The organism is Pontibacter mangrovi (assembly GCF_006385705.1).
GTDB classification, from domain to species: Bacteria; Bacteroidota; Bacteroidia; order Cytophagales; family Hymenobacteraceae; genus Pontibacter; species Pontibacter mangrovi.
In genome coordinates this window covers 708,385-729,565 of record NZ_VFRQ01000001.1, presented here as the reverse complement: position 1 = coordinate 729,565, position 21,181 = coordinate 708,385, and the positions used below count along the sequence as shown (strand labels likewise).

Genomic DNA, 21,181 nt, shown 5'->3' with positions numbered 1-21,181 from the left:
AAAAGTTGCACCTCATACTTTGGTACCCTTAAGGCCTGGAGGTCTCGTCCTGGGGGTAGGGGCCCTAGATAAAAGGGGAGGGCTGGGGTGGGGTAAATTCCCCTCCTCGGAGGGGTAGGGGTGGGTTCATACTTGTGTTGATAATTCCCCCTTAGACAAGCCGCAGATCCAGAACTTGTTTCTGGAGAAGGGCGAGAGACACTCCCATCAAACAAGCAGGAATGATATCAACCGTTCAACTACAACTCCAGCGTCAGCTGGTACCCCTCACGTAGCTTATCGTGTTGATAGGTGAGGCTGGAGACGGAGATGCCGAGCAGGCGCACCGGGTAGGTAGGCAGCTGGGGCGTGCGCAGCAGTTCGCGGGCTATGGTATAAATGGCATCGGCAGAGGTAAACTCTCCTAAATAAGTCTTGCTGCGGGTGTTCAGGGTGAAGTCGAAGTACTTGATCTTCACCGTCACGGTTTTGGCGCTGGCCTGCAGCCGGGCCATGTCCTGTGCCACCTCTTCGGACAGGTGCTGCAGGCGCTCCAGCATGTCCGGCTCCTCGGTCAGGTCCACATCGAAGGTGCGTTCCGATCCGATGGATTTACGGATGCGGTGCGGTTGCACCTCGCGCTCGTCTTGGGCGCGGGCAATGCGGTAATAATAGCGGCCCACCTTTCCAAAATTACGTACCAGCTCCTCTTCCGACCTTTCCCTTAAATCCGCCCCCGTCAGGATGCCCATACTTTGCATCTTGGCTGCCGTCACCTTGCCGATGCCATGGAACTTCTCTATCACCAGCCCCGCCACCAGCTCCTCCGCTTTATCGGGTGTGATGAGCGTAAAGCCGTTGGGCTTGTTCATGTCGGAGGCGATCTTTGCCAGGAACTTATTGTAAGAGACGCCTGCCGAAGCGGTCAGGCCGGTTTCCTCAAAAATCTTTTTCCTGATTTCCTGGGCAATGATGGTGGCCGAGGGCATGCCGATCTTGTTCTCCGTCACGTCCAGGTACGCCTCATCCAGCGAGAGCGGCTCCACCAGGTCGGTGTAGGAATGGAAGATCTCCCGGATTTGCCTCGACACCGCGCTGTAAACCTCAAAACGGGCTTTCACAAAAATGAGATGCGGGCAGCGCTGGGCGGCTATTTTGGAGGCCAGCGCCGAGTGCACGCCATACTTGCGAGCCTCGTAGCTGGCGGCGGCCACCACGCCCCTTGCCCTGGAGCCACCTACGGCCACAGGCTTTCCGCGCAGCTCGGGGTTGTCGCGCTGCTCCACCGACGCAAAAAAGGCGTCCATGTCTACGTGGATGATCTTGCGGATAGGCGGGTTCAAAGTATGAGTTTAAGAATCACAAAGGTACGAAAACCCTTGCAGGAAGTATAATTTATAGCGGGCTGCTACTGCAGGCCAACAGAGCAGCATTTATCCCCTCCGCCACAAATGCGTATACCCCAACTCACATATAAGCAAGATATAAAATGGCAAATAAAGTTTGGTTCATCACAGGAGTATCAAGTGGGTTCGGCCGCGTGCTGGCCGAGGAAGTTGTGCGCAATGGGGATAAAGTGATCGGTACGGTGCGGCAGCACAGGCAACTGGACGAGTTTAATGCGATTGCGGAAGGTAAGGCCTTTGCTTACATGATGGATGTAACGAACCCGGATGGGGTGAAGGCCACCGTGGAGGCCGCCATAAAGCACCTGGGCCGGATTGAAGTGCTGGTGAACAACGCAGGGTTCGGGTTTCTGGGTGCCGTGGAAGAAGCCTCTGTGAAGGAGTTTAGGGAAGTGATGGAGACAAACTTTTTCGGGGCGCTGCAGGTAACGCAGGCGGTGCTGCCGCACATGCGCCGGCAGGGCAGCGGCCATATTGTGCAGATGTCGTCGGTGGCCGGTTTCAGGAGCACGCAGGGCTTTGGCGTCTACAATGCGAGCAAGTTTGCGCTGGAGGGCATGAGCGAGGCGCTGGCTCAGGAGGTGGCTCCGCTGGGAATTAAAGTGAGCATCATTGAGCCAGGGCCTTTCCGTACCAACTTTGCCGGCTCCAGTATAAAAGCGGCGCAACAGGAAATGCCCGAATACGAGAGTACAGCACGTGTGTTCAAAAACACCATCCTGGGCTATGCAGGCCAGCAGGAGGGTGACCCGGTAAAGGCGGCCCAGGTGCTGTTGCAGGTGGTGGACAACGAAAACCCGCCGCTTCGCCTGCCGCTGGGCCAGACTGCCTATAATGCCGTCCGAAACAAGCTGCAGCAGGTAGAGCAGGACCTAAAGAACTGGGAAAGCATCGCTACCCAAACCTCCTTTGATGACTAAGCTAATCCAGCAGAAGCTGATTTTAACTTCGGATAAAGTAAGGTATTTGTTTCTGTGCTTTCTCCGCACCAGGCATTATGCCCGTATAGTATAAACTTAAACACGAACTTAAACTATGAAAACACTTCGATGGCACTTGCCGCTCCTGTCCCTATCCGTATGTATGATGCTTGGCTGTTCGGAGCCGGCGCGCACAACCGAGGCTACGGAGGCCGGTACAACATATAATCCTGATGCGGACACCGTAGCCACCGCAACAAACCAAAGCCTGCAGCTTCCTGCCCCGGACACCACGAGCAGCGCTGAGAAGCGGAGCCAGACCATCGGCTGGCCTGATGGCAAAACCCCCACCGCCCCAAATGGCTTTACCGTAACAGCGTTTGCCGCCGACCTAAAGCACCCGCGCCGTATATACATTGCCCCAAATAAAGATATTTTTGTGGTGGAGTCGGATGACGAGGAAAAAAGTGCCAACCGCATCACCCTGTTCCGCGACACCAACCAGGACGGCAAACCGGATGTGCGCGAGGTTTTTCTGGAAGACCTGAAACAGCCCTATGGCATGCTGGTGCTAAACGGCTACTTCTATGTGGCCAATACGGATGCCTTGCTGCGCTTCCCCTACAAAGAGGGACAAACGAAGATCACGGGAAAGGGAGAAAAGTTACTGGACTTGCCGGCAGGCGGCTACAACCATCACTGGACCCGCAATCTCATCGCCAGCCCCGACGGTTCTAAAATCTATGTATCAGTGGGATCGGCGAGTAACGTAGGCGAGTATGGCATGGAGGAGGAAGAGCGACGCGCCAACATCCTGGAGATAAACCCGGACGGCAGTGGCGAGCGCGTATATGCCAGCGGTTTGCGCAACCCGGTAGGGATGGATTGGGAACCTAGCTCCGGCACCCTCTGGACCGTGGTGAATGAGCGGGATGAATTGGGCGATGAGCTGGTGCCGGACTACCTGACAAGCGTGAAAGAAGGCGCGTTTTACGGATGGCCTTTTTCATACTTCGGGCAAAACATCGACCCGCGCCGCAAAGGAGAGCGGCCCGACCTGGTTCAGAAAGCCATTGTGCCGGACGTGCCCCTGGGTTCGCACACCGCTTCGCTGGGCCTGGAGTTTTACGAGGGCAACAGCTTTCCGGGCAAGTATAAAAACGGCGCTTTTGTGGGCCAGCACGGCTCCTGGAACCGCAGTGAGTTTGCGGGCTATAAAGTGGTGTTTGTGCCCTTCCAAGGCGGAAAACCCAGCGGCGACTACGAAGATTTTTTAACGGGATTTATCGCTGATGCAAGTAAAAACCAGGTATACGGCAGGCCGGTGGGAGTGGCAGAACTACCGGACGGATCGCTGTTGGTGGCAGACGATGAAGGCAACACCATTTGGCGCGTGGCGGCGCAGTAGCAAACAAAACCTGCTGTTAAAGGTTCTATAGGCATCCTTTCTGTGCAACCCAGCTAGCGTATGTTGGCTGCGGATGCAAACAGATCTTAACGTATAAATCAGTAACTATGAAAGTATTATTTGTCTTAACATCGCACGCGGAGCTGGGTGACACCGGGAAGAAAACAGGTTTTTGGGTAGAGGAGTTTGCCGCACCCTATTATGTGATGGCTGACGCTGGGGTGGAGGTAACCCTTGCATCGCCGGAGGGCGGAGAGCCGCCCATTGACCCCAGCAGCGAAGCGCCAGATGCCCAAACAAGCGCTACGGAGCGATACTATAAAGATGCGGCACTGCAGGAAAAAATGCGTCACACCAAGAAGCTTAGCGAGGTGAAAGCCGATGATTTTGATGCCGTGTTCTACCCCGGCGGCCATGGCCCGCTGTGGGACCTGTCAGAGAGCGAGGAATCTGCTAAACTGATTGAGGCTTTTGCCAGGCAGCAAAAGCCGGTGACTGCCGTTTGCCATGCGCCGGCCGTTTTTGCTAAGGTGAAGAATGAGAACGGTGAAGCCTTCGTGAAAGGCAAAAAGGTGACGGGCTTTACCAACTCGGAGGAAGAGGCTGTGCAACTGACAGAGGTGGTGCCGTTTCTGGTAGAGGACAAACTGAAGGAACTGGGCGCCAACTATTCTAAAAAAGGCGACTGGCAGCCGCACGTTGTTCGCGACGGGTTGCTGATTACCGGTCAAAACCCGGCATCCTCAGAAGGGGCGGCTAAAGAATTGCTCCAACTACTGCAGAAAAAATAAACCACCATCCCGCCAGGTATAAAGCGTACTTGGCGGGATTTTTTTATGCAGAAAAGTATGAACAGCTAACCGCTTATTCCGCATGTACAGCCAAACGTAAAGTGTTTATACGGCTGCAGATTATCCAACCCAAACATTTGAACAATCATGGCAACGCTACTCAACTTTATTGGCAACACCCCGCTGGTGGAGCTCACGCACATTAACACAAAACCTGGCGTAAAGCTGTATGGCAAGCTGGAGGGCAACAACCCCGGCGGCAGCGTGAAAGACCGTGCTGCCTATAGTATGATTAAAGGTGCCCTAGACCGCGGTGAGCTGAAGCCTGGTATGAAGCTGATCGAGGCGACCAGCGGCAACACTGGCATCGCGCTGGCCATGATCGCAAGCCTTTTTGGGGTGGAGATTGAGCTGGTGATGCCCGCCAACGCCACCAAGGAGCGGGTGCAAACGATGGAGGCTTACGGAGCAAAAGTTATACTTACACCGGCCGAAAAATCGATGGAAGGGGCGATAGACTATGTGGCCGAGCAGGTGGAAAAAGGCGGCTATCTGGTGCTGAACCAGTTCGGTAACCCCGACAACTACAAAGCCCACGTGCGGACCACCGGCCCCGAGATCTGGCGCGACACAGAAGGCAAAGTAACGCATTTTGTTTCTTCCATGGGCACTACCGGCACCATCATGGGCGTGTCACGCTACCTGAAGGAACAGAACCCGCAGGTGCAGATCGTGGGGGCGCAGCCGGTGGAGGGGTCGCAGATACCGGGCATCCGCCGTTGGCAGAAGGAGTACCTCCCCAAGATTTTCGAGCCCGAGCGCGTAGACCGCACCATTGATGTGAGCCAGGCAGAAGCCACCGCCATGACCCGCAGGTTGGCCCGCGAAGAAGGCGTGTTTGCCGGCATGAGCAGCGGCGGCGCAGTGCATGTGGCCACCAAACTTATCGAGGAACTGGACGAGGGCGTGGTGGTCTGCATCATCTGCGACCGCGGTGACCGCTACTTGTCTTCAGATTTGTTTGCAGGGAAGTAAGTGTGGCAGACGGCTTAGGGAAGTCTTTATGATTCCCCTCTTGGGAGGGCAGGGGTAGGTTTATACTTGCTGAAAACTTTAGCCCTAGGCGCTGGCAAAGTATACATCAGCCAAAACTTGTGCGGCACCTTTATAGTTAGTAAATTAGTGTACGTACATTAATTGTGGATAAATGAGAAAGATCAAGAAAATTCATAAAGCCATCAGCGCACCTATAGATGACCTGGTCACCTACCGCGCCTTGCCCACTAACTCAGTGGAATACATCGACCCGTTCCTGTTCCTCAACCACCACGGGCCGCAGGTATATAAGCCAAACAACCGCGGACTACCGTTCGGGCCGCACCCGCACCGCGGCTTTGAAACGCTGACTTTTATACTGGAGGGCGACATCACGCACCAGGACACCGGCGGCGGCAAAGACGTGATTCAGGCTGGGGGTGTGCAGTGGATGACGGCCGGTCGGGGTCTGATCCATGCCGAAGTTTCCTCCGAAGAGTTTAAGAAAGAGGGAGGCCCGCTGGAGATCCTGCAGCTGTGGTTTAACCTGCCCGCCAAGTATAAAATGACGGAGCCAAAGTACATCGGCCTGCAAAAAGATAAGATACCGACCGTAACCGAGGACGGTGGCAAGGTGAAAGTGAACGTTGTTTCCGGCAGCTGGCGCGACACAGAAGGGCCGATCCCCTCGCTCAGCGACATTCACATGGCAAGTATAGAGCTGCAGGAGGGAGGTAGCTTCAGCACCTCCGTGCCGGCGGAGCGTAATATTTTCTTCTACGTGGTGCGCGGTGCTGTAAAGGTAAACGGCGAAAAAGCGGAGAAACTAAACCTGGTGGAGTTTACGAATGAGGGAGAGGAAGTGCAGGTAGAGGCGCTGGAGGAAAGCTACATTCTCTTTGGCCACGCCCAGCCGTTCAACGAGCCAGTGGTGGCGCATGGTCCTTTCGTGATGAATACCGAAGAAGAGATACACGAAGCCTTCCGGGATTACCAGCTTGGCAAAATGGGCAGTTGGAACTAGAGAGGTAGAAAGGTAAAGTGGTAAAAAAGTAGAGAAGTGAAAAAGCTCGCCCTGAATGATTTTAAGTTTGTTGCGCGGGTAGTGCTGGAAAGCGCGTGGCGCTGCAGGACTGAAAGAGTCAAATTGTAAAACAGAACAGCTCGTGCTGCCTCAGGTGCAGCACGAGCTGTTCTGTTTTATACGTAGATCAAGCTATCGGGACCGGTTGGAGGAGCCTCCTCTGGAAGGGCCTCCTTTTTTGGCTCCGCCCTTAAAACCCCCTCTGTCTGAAACTCCCTTGGCGGCACCTCGCGAGCCTTTAGAGCTTCCTAATCCGGTTGCGGCTGGTCTGGACTTCCCAACGCGCTTGCCAGGGCCATTGGACTCAATTGCACCTGATTTCACAGGTTTTTGGTAAGCACGGCGCTCCGGTGAGGCCTGGTCTTTTCCGGCAGCCCCTTTTGGCTTGAAGACTGTTTTACCTTTAGCGGCTTTGTCAGGCTTGGCGGATGCAATATGCTTCAGGTTTTCTATCTCCTGAGCAGTTAGCGTTCGCCAATGGCCTTTCTGCAGTTTAGTAAGGGTGATATTCTCTACCCTGATGCGTTGCAGAAAGGTAACGGTATAGCCCAGCGCCTCACAAATTTTCTTGATGCCGTGGTTCATACCCGGCTCCAGCACTATTCGAAACCTTGAGGTAGATTCTTTTTTAACAACAGCCTTCTTCGGATTACCATCAATAAAAGAAGCACAGGCCTCGCTGAGTTTAGAGATGAATTCCGAAGAGAACGGCTTGTTCACCGTCACGATCAGTTCTTTCTCCAGCCTGCTATCGGATTTAGAGAGTTTTCTTACAAAGTCACTGTCGTTGCTCAGCAAAAGTACACCCTCGTCTTCCCGGTCCAGCTTGCCAATTGGCTGCAGGGAAGCCGGATGGTTTATTGCCCGCACCACATTGTCCCGCACGCCCATATCATCTGTTGCCGACATACCAGAAGGCTTGTGCAGTGCTATAAAAACGGGTGCTTCGTCGCGCACATGCAGTAGCTGGTCATCAACCCTAACCTTGTCTTTAGGTGTGACTTTTGTGCCTGCATCGGGCTCTTTGCCATTTACAGTTACTCTTCCTTCCTCAATCAGGCGGTCAGCCTCGCGGCGGGAGCAAAAGCCAGAGTCGCTTATATATTTATTTAATCTTTTTGGTTCCATGGTGTAGTTGGCGTTGGGTGGCAGTACTAAATAATATACCCTGCCGTGTTTTGTTACGCCGGATTTAATTGTGAGGTCAAAATTAAAGTAAAAGGATTGCTTTACCTATTGCTGTTGCTGCATAAGATAGCGGTAGTGATGCCGGATTCATCTTACCGGCTCCTCCTCATGAGAAATGAACACGTGGGGCAGAGTTGCGAATGCCAGATGTGGAACCTATCTTCTTTTGCCTCCCTTCGCAGCACCTCCTTTGCCAGCGGCGCCTCTGCCTCGTCCGGTGCTGGGGCTGCCTTTTGCCGCGCCTCTGGAGCCTTTGGCGGTGCCGGAGTTTTTGGGCTTGTCGCGTTTACCGAAGCCTGCACTCTTCCCGCTCTTAGCGCCGCCGCCAGCTCGGCCGGATTTTCCGGCAGGGGAGCTGCCTTGGGGCTTAGGTCTAGGGCTTTTGGCCGGTGCTGCTTTGGCGGCGTTACTTTTCTTGCCTCCAGAGGCTTCCTCCGTTTTCGTGGAGTGCTCTACCAGTCGCATCATCTCAGTCACCTCGGCATCCGTCATGTTGCGCCACTGGCCCAGCGAAATTTTACTAAGCGAGAGGTGCATGATGCGGGTACGCTGCAGCGTCTGTACCTCATAGCCCAAGGCCTCGCACATGCGGCGTATCTGGCGGTTCATCCCTTGTGTAAGTATGATCCGGAATTTATTCGGGCCCAACTGCTCTACAAAGCATTTCTTCGTATTCACCCCAAGTATGGAAACACCACTGCTCATGCGCTCCACAAAATCCTGGCTAATAGGCTTATCTACGGTAACAATATACTCCTTCTCGTGCTTGTTGCCCGCCCGCAGGATTTTGTTTACGATGTCGCCATTGTTGGTGAGGATGATCAGTCCCTCGGAGTCTTTGTCGAGGCGGCCGACCGGGAAGATGCGCTCCGGGTAGTTGGTGAAGCTGATGATGTTATCCTTTTGCGAAGTATCCGTCGTCGTCTCGATGCCGGGAGGCTTGTTCAATAGCAGGTATACGGGCTCAACAGCATCCACCTCCAGCAAATTGCCGTCTACACGCACCTTGTCTTTGGCCGTTACTTTGGCGCCCACCTCGGGCCTTTTCCCGTTCACGGTTACGCGGCCCTGCTCTATCATTTTGTCGGCCTCGCGGCGGGAGCAGTAGCCGGAGTCGCTGATGAATTTATTTAGTCTGATCGGTTCCATAGTTTGCACAGCCAATTTACTGCCTGCAAAGGTACAGGAATAGGTTTGCTTTACCTATGGCTTCCTTTTGGTTACCGGCTTGCGGAGCGGCAAAGGTGTAAATCAGCTTTTTACTCCTACAGTGTACTGCCGCAGCCACTCCTGCGCATCGCTGGTGTTGTCAAATACTTTGGTCTCGAAAGACTTGAGGGTATTGTAAAAAGTAGCTGCCGTGGATCCGGCAAATGTCTCCGGCGTGGTAATCATGGCAAAATGTTTCAGGCCGGCGCGAGCAGCGCGAGGGGCCCATTCGTTCACAACCCTGTCCAGCGAGTGGTCCCAGCCGCCAATAATCAGGCGGGTATCGTTTAAAACACAGGTGTACCCTGCTTCCGAGAGGGCTTTGGTATAGGCTGCTGCTCCTGCTTTAATATTCTCTTCTGTTAAATAGCCCATCCAATTCACATGCACCCACCTGTTTTTGCTATTTATATCAATGGTAAGATATACTCGGCCAAAAGGGTTTCTAAGCTCTTGTACCATAAACTGTAAGCGTGTTAAGAATACAAATTTAAAAAGCCGCCCCCTAAAAACACAAATAATCGCTCTGGCTTTTTAAAGCAGGTATTACCAGGTATAGCTGAACGTAATGCAGCTATTGAGGCCTTTTATAAGAATATACTCTCTTACAGAACTCGCCGTTGCCGGTTAACTAACAAATAATTCCTCGCTCAGGTTGCTCTGGCTGGGACTTAAGGTATGGGTTGGCAGCGCCAGCAGCGGCACCTGCAGGTAAGGCGTGATTCTGCCCGTCACGCTGCGGTTCAGCAGCCGCTCTAAAAAGCTGTGGTGCTGTGGTATCAGCACAAGCAGGTCTCCGTTTTTATCCTTCACAAACTGCTGTATGCCTGTAGCCACATCCTCCTGTACCTCAAAGCTAACGTGGTACTTTACTCCTTGTAGGCTGCGCTCCAGGTTATTGAGCGCCTCAGTAGCGTTAAATTTCTCCTTTTGCTCCTGATTGCGGTAGAGGTGCAGCACCTCCAACTGTGCATGGCAGGTATTTATAAAATCAGTTAGTGGGTGGAGGTTGGCGTTAGGTGGCAGCTTACTTAAATTAGCGGCAAACACCACCGATGTAAACGGGCCCGGCTTGGCATTTCTTGGCACCGCCAATATCGGAACAGGGCTTTCCTGCATCACAGAGATGGTGGTACTGCCCAGCAGGGCCTGGCTAACTGCTTCACCGCCTTGCATGCCCATTACTACCAGGTCAGGTTTATACTTGTCAATAGCTTCCAGTATCTTCTCGTAAGAGCCTCCCATGCTAGCTGAGGCCTGTAACCGGATGTTGCGGAAAGCCGCTGCTTCACCGCTGGCGGCGGCAACCTCTTTCCGTATTTCTTCGCCAAACTCCATCAGCGATCTGGCCTTGCCCTCCTCCAGCGCCTGTATCACGTCCGTCACGTTAAAGGTGGCCGGCGGCGACATGATCGGGTAGAAAGCGTGAAAGAGGATTACATCAGCGCCTGATGTTTTGGCCAGGTCTAGCGCGCAGGAGAGGGCGCTGCGGGAGTTGCCGGAATAGTCTACAGGCACTAATATCGTTTTCATGGGCATTAAATTTTATTTGTAGTATAGGAAAAGGCCTTAAAGTATACTTACAAAAGTACCGGGTTCTTAAAATGCAAGCCATGCCTAAGGTCAGGATCTAAAATGATATTAGTCATCTATTTAGGAAGAACCCCATCATGATACCTTACCCGCCGCGAAGTTTATGGCTGTGGTAAAAGAAACTAATTGCAGGCGGCCAACCTTATCTATAACCGACTGTTTTTGTAGCGTATGCTGGAGTATTCGATGTTTGAGCGGCTTCCTTTCCGAAGCCAGGCAGAGTTGATTGCCAAAGATGGCGTGGTGCTGGCCCAGCGCAAGTATAACGGCTGGACGGTTACGCTTTATACCCTGAATGGTAGCTTTGTGGAGCTGTGGGCAGGGGAGCAGGTGCAAATGTTCGGCACATTTAAGCGTACCGCCAACACCCTGGCCATTCTGGAGCCTTACGCCGACGGGGTGGATTTACAGGAAGTACTCGATTTATAGCTTAACTCTGCAGCCACTGCAGTGCGTGCGGCTTACTCATGAAGTTCTTGAAGGCAAAGGGAGGCTGCAGTTCCTTGATCAGTCTATTCGCATGCTTTTCAGCCTTTGGTTCACGGGTTTGGTCCAAAGACCCGAGCCGGGCGGTCTTCATCAGGCGACTGCTCTTCAGGCCCTCACACAGCTCTTTCATCAGCGCATCGTATTCCACCTCTTTTACCTGTACCTTGTTGTAGCGGGAGTCGATCAGCAGCTTTTTGATGTCATAGCGCCTGATCGTGTCGTTTAGGCGAAGAAAGGAATAATGTAGTTCAGCATTAGCAGCACTATCTATGTCAGGCCATCTCACCGTCAGCACGTCCGTGGCGGCATCATAGTCCAGATCAATTAACCCGTCGTTGTGTAGAAGCATAGTGCTACTTTTAGATAGATTCTACAAAGGTATGCACAAAATTCAAAGATTGGTTTACAGTTGTCGTTTTTGAATTTTACATTGTATTATACGGTGTGATATAGAGCTGGTTATGAAGATTTAAGTAGAAGCAGTGGCAGTTTTTTTTGATGTCAACAGGCCTAAACTTAATTCAGGGGTTAGGCTTCGATTGAAATAAAAGAGCGGGCCATGTACCTATCGTAACGGCTCGCTCTTTCTATAAAGTATAACACAATTAAACTAGCATCTCTGCACTTGCTGCGCTACTCACACCACAATACCTCTCCGCTGCCAATTGGCGAGCCTGGCGGCAGGTCCAGCGATTTGCTTGGCTGCACCTCCTCTGACACCGGGCGGTTCAGGCGCTCCAGCGCAAAGGTCAGGTGCGCGTGGTAGCTGCCTTGCTTGTTGGTGCGCAGCTTCTTTTCAATGTCTTTCTTAAGATCGTTAAAGGCAGCAGTGGCTACGGCGCGTGCCTGGTAAGAGGCGTTCTCGTTGTGGGCCAGTGCCATCAAATGCGTTAGCACCACCTGCTCGGTCTGCAGCTGCACTTGCTCCTGCAGGCCTTTCTCGCGGCGGCTTTTCCAGGTGTTTTGTATCAGTTGCTCGGTCACGTCCTGCAGGCTGAGGCTGTTGCTGCGGGCACCCAGTTCCACCAAACGCGAGGCGCGCTCCGGGTGCAGCAGGAAGGATACAGTGAAATCAGCGGAGGCCTCGGCGGCAGCCAGCGGATCAAACGTAAGGCCGGTGCGCTTGGCAAAAAGCTCACGGCTGTTGGGCAGCCCCGGCGCGCGAGGCGGGATGAGCTGGATGATGTGCTCCGGCAGGGTCAGTACTTCCGGCGAGATAGTCTTCAGCAGGGCATCCAGTGCTTGCTGCTGCTCGCGCTTGTCCAGTACCTCGGTAACCAGCTGGCCATCGCTGCGCACGGCATAGGTATAGTTCAGGCCGCCGATCAGTTTGGCTACCGCCTCGGTCTGGTAGCGGTGGTAGTTGTAAACGGGCACCAGCACATCCTCCAGCGTACTCATGGCTTCGCCCGGCTTGATGTTGTTTTCAGAGAAGTTCTGCAGCGCTTTCTCCCGCACGCGCAGCACGTTCAGCAGCTCGTCGGTTGCGTTGGTGCCGTTGTCCCAGAGGTGGGCTTCCGGGTGCGCCCCGCCCGGAGAGCGGGCGTCGCGGTCGGAAATAAACTGCAAGCCTTCCGCTCTGCCTTTAGCCAGAATATCGGTTAGTGCCTTCTGTTCGTCTACTCCTTCGGGAAAGTCCTGGTAACCATACGTTACTGCCACTTTATCCCAAGCGCCGATGCCGGTGTCGTAAGCTTTGCTGAGGTCGATGTCGCCGGTGCGGTCCAGCTTTACCTGCGGGTGCGGGTAATCCATCACAGAGGCGTTGTTGTTGGCGGCATAGTTGTGCATAATGCCCAGCGTGTGGCCCAGTTCGTGCGCCGATAGCTGCCGGATGCGTGCCAGCGCCATGTCCATCATCGCTTTGTCCACTGGCTTGCCTTCCTCGTAAGGGGCCAGCAAACCTTCGGCAATCAGGTAATCCTGGCGCACGCGCAACGAGCCCAGCGACACATGGCCTTTGATGATCTCGCCGGTGCGGGGATCGGTAACCGAGGCGCCGTAAGACCAGCCGCGTGTGCTGCGGTGCACCCACTGAATGATGTTGTAGCGCACATCCATCGGGTCGGCCCCTTCTGGCAAGACCTCCACCCGAAAAGCATCCTTGTAGCCGGCAGCCTCGAAAGCCTGGTTCCACCAGCGGGCGCCTTCCAGTAGGGCCGTACGAATCGGCTCCGGCGCACCATTATCCACGTAGTAGACGATCGGCTCCACCGCCTCGGATACTTTGGCCGAGGGGTCTTTTTTCTGCAGGCGGTGACGAGCAATAAAACGCTTCTCGATGTTCTCATCCACTGGGGTGGCATAGTCGAAGTAAGAGATGCCGAAGAAGCCGGCGCGCGGGTCGGCTAGGCGTGGTTTATACTTGTTGTCGGGCAGCTGGATAAAGGAGTGGTGCTGGCGCAGCGTGAGGGCCTGCACATCGGGGGCCACCTCGCGCACATATCGGCCGGCATCCTCGCCCCCGGTAAAGGTAAGCGTCGCCTCAAACTCAGTGTTCTGCGGGAAGTTTTTGGTGCGGGGCAGGTACAGGGCCGAGCGGCTGGCGTCAAGTTTATAGTTGCCCTGCTTCATGCGTTTTATACTTCCGGTTACGTCGTGCGCGTCGCGGAGCAGGAAATCGGTGGCATCCACCAATACTTTGTCGCCATCCGCAGCCTCTGCCTTAAAGCCCCAAAGTATGGACCTGGCAAAAGACTCCTCCACGGCACGCACCTCATATTTATTGTCGGTGATGGCGCGGTAGTCAAGGTTGGGTTGCACGAGCATTACCTTTGGGCCGATCTTCTCAAAGTATACCACCCGCTGCCCGCCCAACTGCCCACGGTCAAGGCCGATGTCGTTAGAGCCGAGGCCGGAGGGGAGGGAGTTAACGTAGAGGAACTCCTGGTTGAGCTTGTCAATTTCCAGCCAGATCTTGCCGGCGGCATCATCATAGTAAAATGTGAAGTAGCCGGGGAATTGCTGCATGCCTGCCGTTTTGGAGGCGATGCCGGGCAGTTTCTGCGCCATGGCCGCGCCTGCCGTTAGCAGCGGCAGCATGAGCAGCAGCCAGAGGGTTCTGGTAAAGGGTGATGTCATGGTGATCTAGGTTAGAATAAGCTTGATGTTGTAAGATAGGCATTTTGTGTATCTTGTGACACCGGTTGCGGGGTGCTGCGTCAGAATTTATACGTTAAAGTATGGTAGACGTGCCTCCATTTTAGGGGCTTAGATTTGCCCCGCAACAAAGCGGTGCCGAACAAGGTATAGTTTTCAGAAACATGCTAACCAAATGATGAACACAAAACACGTTTTTGCCGCCCTGGGGCTCAGTTTTATACTTTTCTCCTGTGGAAGTGAGAAGTCAGAGTATGACCGTTATTATGAGCAGAGCTACCGCGATTCTGTAGCCACGGCCATGGCCAACGCCCCCAAGGAAACCCCTGCCCGAAAAGCACCCGCAGCCGCAAGTAAGCCGGCAGCAGAGCAGCCAAAGCAGCAGCCAGGTGCCATGCTGATCGCGGGGTCTGACTGCACGGCCTGCCACAACAACCAGCAGAAACTGGTTGGGCCGGCTTATGTGGATGTAGCCAAAAAGTATGAGGAGAACGATAAGAACAGGGAATACCTGATCAACAAGGTAAAACAAGGTGGCGCAGGCGTATGGGGGCAAGTGCCGATGCCTGCGCATCCGAACCTCAGCACCGATGATGCCGGCAAAATGGTAGACTACATCTTATCCCTGAACGATTAACAAGCAGCGTAAAAAAGCTGCCTTGCTGCCTCTATCATTTAAATGCCATCCATCCCGCAAGAAAAACACTTGATAGCGACAGCTATACCTGACACCCGGAGCCGGCTGGGGGAGAGCCCCAGCTGGCATTCGCAGGAACAGGTGCTCTATTGGGTGGATATTGAAGGTTGCGCCCTGCGGAAGTATAACCCGGCCTCCGGCGAGGTACAGGTATACCCCATGCCTGAGCGCCTCTGTGCGGTGGTGCCTGGTGCCGGCGGTGACCTGGTGCTGGCGCTGCAAAACAGCATCTGCAAGTATAAACCGGCTACCGGAGAGCTGCAGGAGCTGGCAAGGCCGCTGCAGGATAGAAACATTCGCCTCAATGAAGGCAAATGCGACCCCAATGGCCGCTTCTGGGCAGGTTCTATGGCACTGGATGTACGACCGGGAGCGGCCTCTCTTTTTTGCATGGACCCTGATCTGCAGGTGAGGGAAGTGCTACAAAATCTAACTATTCCCAACGGCCTCGCCTGGTCAGGTGATGGCAAGACATTATACTTTACTGATTCCCCCACACGCACCATTCGGTCGTTTAAATATGATCTTGCCTCTGGGAAAATCAGTAACCCTACAGCGGTTGTGCAGGTGCCGGAGCAGGAGGGGATGCCCGATGGCATGGCAACCGATGCGGACGGTAACCTGTGGGTGGCGCTGCATGGCGGCGGGGCTGTGGTTTGCTATAATCCCCAAACGGGTGAGAAACTGCAGCGGGTAGAGGTACCGGCATTAAACGTTACCTCCTGCACCTTCGGCGGCCCTGAACTGGAGACGCTTTACATTACCACCGCCAGGGAATGGCTTTCGGAGGAGCAGCTGGAGAGGTATCCGCTGAGCGGGCATGTATTTGAGGCGCAAGTGGGCATGAAAGGGCTGGAGGCGAACTTCTTTGGCAAAGAAAAGTCATAGGGGGCGCAAATTTAAGAACTAGACATAGATAGTGGAGGCACAAGCGGACGCTTGCGCCATAATTTAGGAGAAGGCAAATTCGCTGCGCTAAAGCACCTCGTCCTTTTTCCGCAGCACCAGCGTCGTCATACTTCTTTCCTGCTCCACCAGCACCGTCTTCAGTGGCTCCAGCATTTCTGCCTGTAAAGTATAAACCAGCTCCCGCACCAATGGCTCATGTGCCAGAAACCACACCGGCCCGTGCGGCATCTGGTATTTTCCTGGCGCCACCTCCTGCAGCTTGCCCTCCAGCCCAATCGTGGTGCTGAAGCGGCAGAGCAGCATGCCTCCCGGCTGCAGCACCCGCCACAGCTCCAATATCATACTTCTAAAATGCGCCTCATCGTAGGCAAAATGCAGCACTGCGCTGCACAGCACCACGTCAAAAGCAGCATCAGCAAAAGGTAGATTAGCTAAGTCTGCCACCACAAAGTTTTTAGGCGAAAGGGTAGGAGCCAGTTCTGCCGCCATGCCGCGTACCTTGGCAATGGCTTCTTCCGAGGCATCTGCGCCGTATACTTTCACACCGGCCTGCATCAGGTACTGCACGTTTCTGCCGCCGCCGCACCCTGCGTCCAGCAACTTCATGCCTTTTCGGATGCGGCCTTTCAACAGCTGGTCAAAGAGGTAGATATCGATGTTGCCGAACTGTGCTGGCAGCGAAGAGATGGGTAGGTGAAACATGATGCCTTGAATGCTATTTGCCTGAATGTATTGCAGCGGCCAAAATAATGTTCTTTTGCTGTCTTTTTTAGTTATTTTTTCAGATTATTGAACGAACCCAAACTGGAATAAGAACTATGAATACTTCTGCTGCCACAGCATCGTCACCAAAAGCCGGCCTCACCGCCGAGCAGTTTATCCAAAAATACGCGAACCATCCCACTTATATTCCGCCGCGCGGACCGGAGCTGCACGCCAAAAACTGGCAGGCAGAGGCAGCCCTGCGCATGTTCCTCAATAACCTGACGGACGAGGTGGCCGAGAACCCCAGCGAGCTGGTGGTATACGGCGGCACCGGTCAGGCGGCCCGCACGCTTGAGGATGCCCGCAAGATCATCGAGGTGCTGCTGGAACTGGAGGAGGACGAGAGCCTGCTGGTGCAATCGGGGAAGCCTGTGGGCAAGGTGCGTACGCATTCGGAGGCGCCGCGCGTGCTCATCGCCAACTCCAACCTGGTGCCGCATTGGGCCACCTGGGAGTACTTCAACGACCTGCGCAAGCGTGGCCTGATCATGTACGGGCAGATGACGGCGGGCAGCTGGATCTACATTGGCTCGCAGGGTATACTGCAGGGCACGTACGAAACCTTTGCTGCCTGCGGCGATAAATATTTCAACAGTGACCTGCGCCACAAGCTGCTCGTAACGGGAGGTTTGGGCGGTATGGGTGGTGCTCAGCCACTGGCAGCGACCATTGCCGGGGCTACTTTCCTAGGCGTTGATGTTGATCCTGACCGCATCAAGAAGCGCTTAGATACCCGCTATATCGCTAAGATGACCTATGATTATGAGGAGGCCAAACGTTGGGTGCTGGAGGCGAAAGAGCGTGGCGAAGCCATCTCGGTAGGTCTCGTGGGTGATATTGGGGATGTGCTGGAGAAACTGATCGCCGATAATATCACCCCGGACATCCTCACCGACCAGACCTCGGCTCACGACCCGATCAACGGTTACGTGCCGAACGGCCTGAGCCTGCAGGAGGCCAAGGAACTGCGCCAGCAGGACCCGGCCAAGTATAAACAACTGTCGCTGAAAAGTATGGCGCGCCACGTGGGCTTTATGCTGGAGCTGCAGCAGCGCGGCAGCAAAACCTTCGACTATGGCAATAACCTGCGCGAGTTTGCCCAGCAGGGCGGCGAGACAAACGCTTTCAATATACCTGGCTTTGTGCCGGAGTACATCCGTCCGCTGTTCTGCGAGGGCAAAGGGCCGTTCCGCTGGGCTGCTTTGTCAGGCGATCCGGAGGATATACGGGTAACCGATGAGGCGCTGAAAGAACTGTTCCCTGAGAACACGCACATGATCAAATGGCTGGACGAGGCGCAGGAGAAAGTGGCCTTCCAGGGGCTCCCGTGCCGCATATGCTGGCTGGGTATGGGCGAGCGCGAGAAAGCAGGCCTGCTCTTTAACCAGCTCGTGCGCGAGGGCAAAGTGAAAGCCCCGATCGTGATCGGCCGCGACCACCTGGACTGCGGCTCTGTGGCCTCTCCGTACCGCGAAACCGAAGGCATGAAAGACGGCTCCGACGCCATCTCCGATTGGCCGCTGCTTAACCTGATGTCGAACACTGCCGGCGGTGCCACCTGGGTGTCGTTCCATCATGGTGGTGGCGTGGGTATCGGTTACTCGCAGCACGCGGGTATGGTTATACTTGCTGACGGCACTGACCGAGCCGAGCGCTGCCTGCGCCGCGTGCTCTACAACGATCCGGCTATGGGTATCTTCCGCCACGCCGACGCCGGCTACGAAACAGCGCAGGAGAATGCGAAAGAGTTTGGGCTGGAGCTGTAATTTTTCTGATTCAGGATTTTCAGGATGTAAGGATGAATGGGATTGCAGTACCGGGACCAACCACCCCTGCCTCTCTCCCGAAACAAGTCCGGGATCTGCGGCTTGGGTAAAGGAAACTAGTTTTCTGCGGACAATTAACCCACCCCTAGCCCCTCCGAGGAGGGGAATTATACTTGCTCCACAGCCGAGACCGCAGCTATTGAAAACTGATCCCAGTTTTTCTGTGAGGTGCCGGGGGTAGGGGCCCTCCTATGCGAGTTTTTCCGGTGCCGCAGGCAGCCCGAGGCACGAAAAGAGGGCCCCTACCCCCGGCAGTAAAAGCTCCCGGCGCCGAGCGGGAAAACGAGGCCTCCCGGCCTTGGAGGGCACCAAAGTCAGCTATGGAACAACATCCCTTGTAAGCCTGAGGATGAACAGAAGCCAGAAAGTAAAACTTATTTCAAGTAACAGGCAACAGTGGCTACTGAAGTATAATCTGAAAATAATAAGGCATAGAGTGGGCTGTAGCCAAAAAGTGCATCTGAAAGTATAAAACTATTAGAGATCAAGAAGTTAAAACTATGAATACCACCAACTCAACTCCTACTTTAATCGGCCCATTCAGCCAAATGCTGCCCATGACAAATCTGCCGGAGGCGGGCGCCATACAGGACGGGCAGCTGCAGGTGGTGGAGCGGGCAGGGGTGCTGGTGCAGGAGGGCAAGGTGCTAAAGGTGGGCAATTTTGAGAAGCTGCACCGCGAGGCGCTGGAGAACAAGTATAAACTGGAGCTGATAGAGGAGCCGATGGTGCTGCTGCCCGGCCTGGTCGATGCCCACACCCACATTTGCTTTGCCGGTAGCCGAGCCAACGACTATGCCCTGCGCGTGGCCGGAAAATCATACTTAGAAATTGCTAAAAGCGGCGGCGGCATACTCGACAGCGTGCGCAAAACCCGCGAGGCAACGCTCGTAGAACTGGTGGACCTGCTGAAAAAGCGCTGCGACCGCCACCTGCGCGAAGGCATCACCACCTGCGAGGTGAAAAGCGGCTACGGCCTGACGGTGGAGCAGGAGCTGAAGATGCTGGAGGCGATCAAGTTGGTAAACAAGCATCATGTCCTGGATCTGATTCCAACTTGCCTGGCTGCCCATATGCTGCCGCCAGAACATACCAATGCCAAATTATACTTGGAGGAGATACTGACGCAGCTGCTGCCACAGCTACAGGAACAGGAACTGGCCCAGCGGGTCGATATTTTTGTGGAGGAGACGGCCTTTAAAGAGGCGGAGGCGCTGGAGTATCTTTTGGCTGCCAAGGAAATGGGATTTGATGTAACGGTGCACGCCGATCAGTTCAGCACGAGCGGCAGCAGGGTGGCCGCAGAGGCCGGTGCCGTAAGCGCCGATCACCTGGAGGCCAGCGGCGAGGAGGAGATCGAGCTATTAAAGCAGGCCGGCGTGGTGGCTACCGTATTGCCGGGTGCCTCGCTGGGGCTGGGCATGCACTACGCTCCTGCCCGCAACATGCTGGACGGCGGCTTGTGTCTGGCCATCGCCACCGACTGGAACCCAGGCTCTGCCCCCATGGGCGACTTGCTGATGCAGGCTGCCATACTTGGCGCAGCTGAAAAACTGACCACCGCCGAGACACTGGCCGCCATCACCACCCGCGCCGCCCGCGCCCTGAACCTTTCGGACCGTGGCGAACTGACCAAAGGCAAACTGGCCGACATGATCGCCTTCCCGACGGAGAATTTCAAGGAGATTCTATACTTGCAGGGTAAACTGAAACCCACGAAAGTATGGAAGCGTGGCAAACAAGTATAAAGCTGCACTATTGCATCTGTAATTAACAATTAATCCATTTAACCATCCAGCAATTAATGTATAAACCTGCCACAAAAGAGGCCTGGAAAGGCCGCGTGGATAAGCACGATGGAGAACTTGGGCTGCGCTGGCACCAGGCGGTAAAACTGCTGGATCTGAGCGGCGAAGTACCCGAAGTGGAGCCGGAGAATGTAGCCTTTGCTTTTATCGGCTTCTGCTGTGACGAAGGCGTGCGGCGCAACCAGGGCAGGGTAGGGGCAGTGGCTGGCCCGGCTGCCCTGCGCAGCGCCATGGCCTCTTTTGCGCACCACCTGCCGGAGCAGACCAGCTTGTATGATGCCGGTGATGTGCTTTGCACCAACGGAAATTTGGAGGAGGCGCAGGAGCAGCTGGGTAAAAAAATAGCTTTGTTGCTGGAAAAAGGATACCGGCCGCTGGTGCTGGGAGGCGGCCACGAAACAGCCTATGGGCATTTTCTGGGGTTGGAAAAGTATACTTCAAAGGAGCAACTCGGCATTCTGAACCTCGATGCCCATTTCGACCTCCGCAGCTACGCCCAGCAGTCCAGCTCAGGTACGCCTTTCCTGCAGATAGCGGATAGGTTGCAGGACCAGGGCCGCTTGTTTAAGTATAAAGTGCTGGGGCTGCAGGAGTATGGCAACACACAGCTGCTGTTTAAAACGGCAGACGAAATGGAGGTGGCCTATACTTTTGCCAACCACGTGCAGCTACACCTTTTGCCCCAGTTGCTGCAGGACGTACAGGCTTTTCTGGAGGAAGTAGACAGCGTTTACATTACTGTAGACCTGGATGTGTTTGCAGCGGCTTATGCTCCGGGCGTGAGCGCTGTAAACGCCACAGGGCTGCAGCCGGAGGTGGTGCTGGAGCTGCTAAAGTATGTTGCCAGTAGCGGCAAGTTGGTAAGTATAGATATCGTCGAACTCAACCCTGCGCTGGATATCGATAGCAGAACAGCCAAGCTAGGCGCCGCCATACTTTACCAGGTGGTGCGGGAGTGGCAGAAAGTATAAACTC

The 21,181-nt window shown here is 54.6% G+C and carries 19 protein-coding genes; 11 read left to right on the top strand and 8 right to left on the bottom strand.

The genetic code is table 11. The features are described 5' to 3' along the window. Positions 1-239: 239 nt before the first annotated feature. Positions 240-1,322: a DNA polymerase IV gene (gene dinB, locus FJM65_RS03125; RefSeq protein ID WP_262710925.1), complete on the bottom strand. Its 1,083-nt coding sequence runs from the start codon at positions 1,320-1,322 to the stop codon at positions 240-242. Between the two features lie 146 nt (positions 1,323-1,468). Between dinB and FJM65_RS03120 the strand changes: the two genes are divergently transcribed. The 5 genes from FJM65_RS03120 (at position 1,469) to FJM65_RS03100 (ending at position 6,563) form a co-directional block, all read left to right on the top strand. Next, positions 1,469-2,305 carry an oxidoreductase gene (locus FJM65_RS03120; protein ID WP_140619302.1) on the top strand — a complete coding sequence of 279 codons (837 nt, stop codon included), beginning with the start codon at positions 1,469-1,471 and terminating at the stop codon, positions 2,303-2,305. A gap of 115 nt (positions 2,306-2,420) precedes the next feature. Further along, complete coding sequence (locus FJM65_RS03115; RefSeq protein WP_140619300.1) at positions 2,421-3,713, top strand: PQQ-dependent sugar dehydrogenase; 1,293 nt, start codon at positions 2,421-2,423, stop codon at positions 3,711-3,713. A gap of 107 nt (positions 3,714-3,820) precedes the next feature. Beyond that, complete coding sequence (locus FJM65_RS03110) at positions 3,821-4,504, top strand: type 1 glutamine amidotransferase domain-containing protein (protein WP_140619298.1); 684 nt, start codon at positions 3,821-3,823, stop codon at positions 4,502-4,504. A 147-nt stretch (positions 4,505-4,651) separates the two neighbouring features. Further along, positions 4,652-5,539: a cysteine synthase CysM gene (gene cysM / locus FJM65_RS03105; protein ID WP_140619295.1), complete on the top strand. Its 888-nt coding sequence runs from the start codon at positions 4,652-4,654 to the stop codon at positions 5,537-5,539. Between the two features lie 172 nt (positions 5,540-5,711). After that, positions 5,712-6,563, top strand: a complete 852-nt coding sequence (locus FJM65_RS03100; protein ID WP_140619293.1) for a pirin family protein — start codon at positions 5,712-5,714, stop codon at positions 6,561-6,563. A 192-nt stretch (positions 6,564-6,755) separates the two neighbouring features. On the opposite strand, the gene FJM65_RS03095 is transcribed toward FJM65_RS03100, so the two are convergent. From FJM65_RS03095 to FJM65_RS03080, 4 genes are all read right to left on the bottom strand, one after another. Beyond that, on the bottom strand, positions 6,756-7,751 hold the full coding sequence (locus FJM65_RS03095) for a S4 domain-containing protein (RefSeq protein WP_140619291.1): 996 nt from the start codon (positions 7,749-7,751) through the stop codon (positions 6,756-6,758). A 216-nt stretch (positions 7,752-7,967) separates the two neighbouring features. Further along, positions 7,968-8,960 (bottom strand): 23S rRNA pseudouridine(2604) synthase RluF, encoded by a 993-nt coding sequence (gene rluF, locus FJM65_RS03090; protein ID WP_140619289.1) that lies wholly within the window; start codon positions 8,958-8,960, stop codon positions 7,968-7,970. A 102-nt stretch (positions 8,961-9,062) separates the two neighbouring features. After that, positions 9,063-9,482, bottom strand: coding sequence for an STAS/SEC14 domain-containing protein (locus FJM65_RS03085; protein ID WP_140619287.1), 420 nt, complete (start codon positions 9,480-9,482; stop codon positions 9,063-9,065). A 165-nt stretch (positions 9,483-9,647) separates the two neighbouring features. Further along, positions 9,648-10,553, bottom strand: coding sequence for a universal stress protein (locus tag FJM65_RS03080; protein ID WP_181163621.1), 906 nt, complete (start codon positions 10,551-10,553; stop codon positions 9,648-9,650). Positions 10,554-10,784: 231 nt separating this feature from the next. On the opposite strand from FJM65_RS03080, the gene FJM65_RS03075 reads away from it, so the two are divergent. Further along, positions 10,785-11,042, top strand: a complete 258-nt coding sequence (locus FJM65_RS03075) for a hypothetical protein (protein WP_140619283.1) — start codon at positions 10,785-10,787, stop codon at positions 11,040-11,042. Between the two features lies 1 nt (position 11,043). Here FJM65_RS03075 and FJM65_RS03070 read toward each other — a convergent pair whose 3' ends face one another. Both FJM65_RS03070 and FJM65_RS03065 read right to left on the bottom strand, forming a co-directional pair. Next, positions 11,044-11,451, bottom strand: a complete 408-nt coding sequence (locus tag FJM65_RS03070; RefSeq protein ID WP_140619281.1) for a hypothetical protein — start codon at positions 11,449-11,451, stop codon at positions 11,044-11,046. 284 nt (positions 11,452-11,735) lie between these two features. Next, on the bottom strand, positions 11,736-14,183 hold the full coding sequence (locus tag FJM65_RS03065) for a zinc-dependent metalloprotease (protein WP_140619279.1): 2,448 nt from the start codon (positions 14,181-14,183) through the stop codon (positions 11,736-11,738). A 193-nt stretch (positions 14,184-14,376) separates the two neighbouring features. On the opposite strand from FJM65_RS03065, the gene FJM65_RS03060 reads away from it, so the two are divergent. Together FJM65_RS03060 and FJM65_RS03055 are read left to right on the top strand one after the other, a co-directional pair. Continuing rightward, positions 14,377-14,838, top strand: coding sequence for a c-type cytochrome (locus FJM65_RS03060; protein ID WP_239022805.1), 462 nt, complete (start codon positions 14,377-14,379; stop codon positions 14,836-14,838). 69 nt (positions 14,839-14,907) lie between these two features. Beyond that, on the top strand, positions 14,908-15,786 hold the full coding sequence (locus FJM65_RS03055; protein ID WP_239022804.1) for an SMP-30/gluconolactonase/LRE family protein: 879 nt from the start codon (positions 14,908-14,910) through the stop codon (positions 15,784-15,786). Positions 15,787-15,873: 87 nt separating this feature from the next. On the opposite strand, the gene FJM65_RS03050 is transcribed toward FJM65_RS03055, so the two are convergent. Next, positions 15,874-16,509, bottom strand: a complete 636-nt coding sequence (locus tag FJM65_RS03050; protein WP_140619275.1) for a class I SAM-dependent methyltransferase — start codon at positions 16,507-16,509, stop codon at positions 15,874-15,876. A gap of 116 nt (positions 16,510-16,625) precedes the next feature. On the opposite strand from FJM65_RS03050, the gene hutU reads away from it, so the two are divergent. The 3 genes from hutU (at position 16,626) to hutG (ending at position 21,177) form a co-directional block, all read left to right on the top strand. Next, the gene (gene hutU, locus FJM65_RS03045; protein ID WP_140619273.1) at positions 16,626-18,338 is read left to right on the top strand and encodes a urocanate hydratase; all 1,713 of its coding nucleotides are present in this window, start codon (positions 16,626-16,628) and stop codon (positions 18,336-18,338) included. A 560-nt stretch (positions 18,339-18,898) separates the two neighbouring features. Then, on the top strand, positions 18,899-20,146 hold the full coding sequence (hutI, locus tag FJM65_RS03040) for an imidazolonepropionase (RefSeq protein ID WP_140619271.1): 1,248 nt from the start codon (positions 18,899-18,901) through the stop codon (positions 20,144-20,146). Between the two features lie 56 nt (positions 20,147-20,202). Continuing rightward, positions 20,203-21,177, top strand: a complete 975-nt coding sequence (gene hutG, locus FJM65_RS03035) for a formimidoylglutamase (RefSeq protein WP_140619269.1) — start codon at positions 20,203-20,205, stop codon at positions 21,175-21,177. Positions 21,178-21,181 lie beyond the last annotated feature (4 nt).

What these genes read in the sequence shown, in the direction of transcription:
- FJM65_RS03120 (WP_140619302.1), top strand. Translation starts at nt 1,469, where the DNA reads ATGGCAAATAAAGTTTGGTTCATCACAGGAGTATCAAGTGGGTTCGGC.
- FJM65_RS03115 (WP_140619300.1), top strand. Translation starts at nt 2,421, where the DNA reads ATGAAAACACTTCGATGGCACTTGCCGCTCCTGTCCCTATCCGTATGT.
- FJM65_RS03110 (WP_140619298.1), top strand. Translation starts at nt 3,821, where the DNA reads ATGAAAGTATTATTTGTCTTAACATCGCACGCGGAGCTGGGTGACACC.
- cysM (WP_140619295.1), top strand. Translation starts at nt 4,652, where the DNA reads ATGGCAACGCTACTCAACTTTATTGGCAACACCCCGCTGGTGGAGCTC.
- FJM65_RS03100 (WP_140619293.1), top strand. Translation starts at nt 5,712, where the DNA reads ATGAGAAAGATCAAGAAAATTCATAAAGCCATCAGCGCACCTATAGAT.
- FJM65_RS03095 (WP_140619291.1), bottom strand. Translation starts at nt 7,751, where the DNA reads ATGGAACCAAAAAGATTAAATAAATATATAAGCGACTCTGGCTTTTGC.
- rluF (WP_140619289.1), bottom strand. Translation starts at nt 8,960, where the DNA reads ATGGAACCGATCAGACTAAATAAATTCATCAGCGACTCCGGCTACTGC.
- FJM65_RS03085 (WP_140619287.1), bottom strand. Translation starts at nt 9,482, where the DNA reads ATGGTACAAGAGCTTAGAAACCCTTTTGGCCGAGTATATCTTACCATT.
- FJM65_RS03080 (WP_181163621.1), bottom strand. Translation starts at nt 10,553, where the DNA reads ATGAAAACGATATTAGTGCCTGTAGACTATTCCGGCAACTCCCGCAGC.
- FJM65_RS03075 (WP_140619283.1), top strand. Translation starts at nt 10,785, where the DNA reads ATGCTGGAGTATTCGATGTTTGAGCGGCTTCCTTTCCGAAGCCAGGCA.
- FJM65_RS03070 (WP_140619281.1), bottom strand. Translation starts at nt 11,451, where the DNA reads ATGCTTCTACACAACGACGGGTTAATTGATCTGGACTATGATGCCGCC.
- FJM65_RS03065 (WP_140619279.1), bottom strand. Translation starts at nt 14,183, where the DNA reads ATGACATCACCCTTTACCAGAACCCTCTGGCTGCTGCTCATGCTGCCG.
- FJM65_RS03060 (WP_239022805.1), top strand. Translation starts at nt 14,377, where the DNA reads ATGATGAACACAAAACACGTTTTTGCCGCCCTGGGGCTCAGTTTTATA.
- FJM65_RS03050 (WP_140619275.1), bottom strand. Translation starts at nt 16,509, where the DNA reads ATGTTTCACCTACCCATCTCTTCGCTGCCAGCACAGTTCGGCAACATC.
- hutU (WP_140619273.1), top strand. Translation starts at nt 16,626, where the DNA reads ATGAATACTTCTGCTGCCACAGCATCGTCACCAAAAGCCGGCCTCACC.
- hutI (WP_140619271.1), top strand. Translation starts at nt 18,899, where the DNA reads ATGAATACCACCAACTCAACTCCTACTTTAATCGGCCCATTCAGCCAA.
- hutG (WP_140619269.1), top strand. Translation starts at nt 20,203, where the DNA reads ATGTATAAACCTGCCACAAAAGAGGCCTGGAAAGGCCGCGTGGATAAG.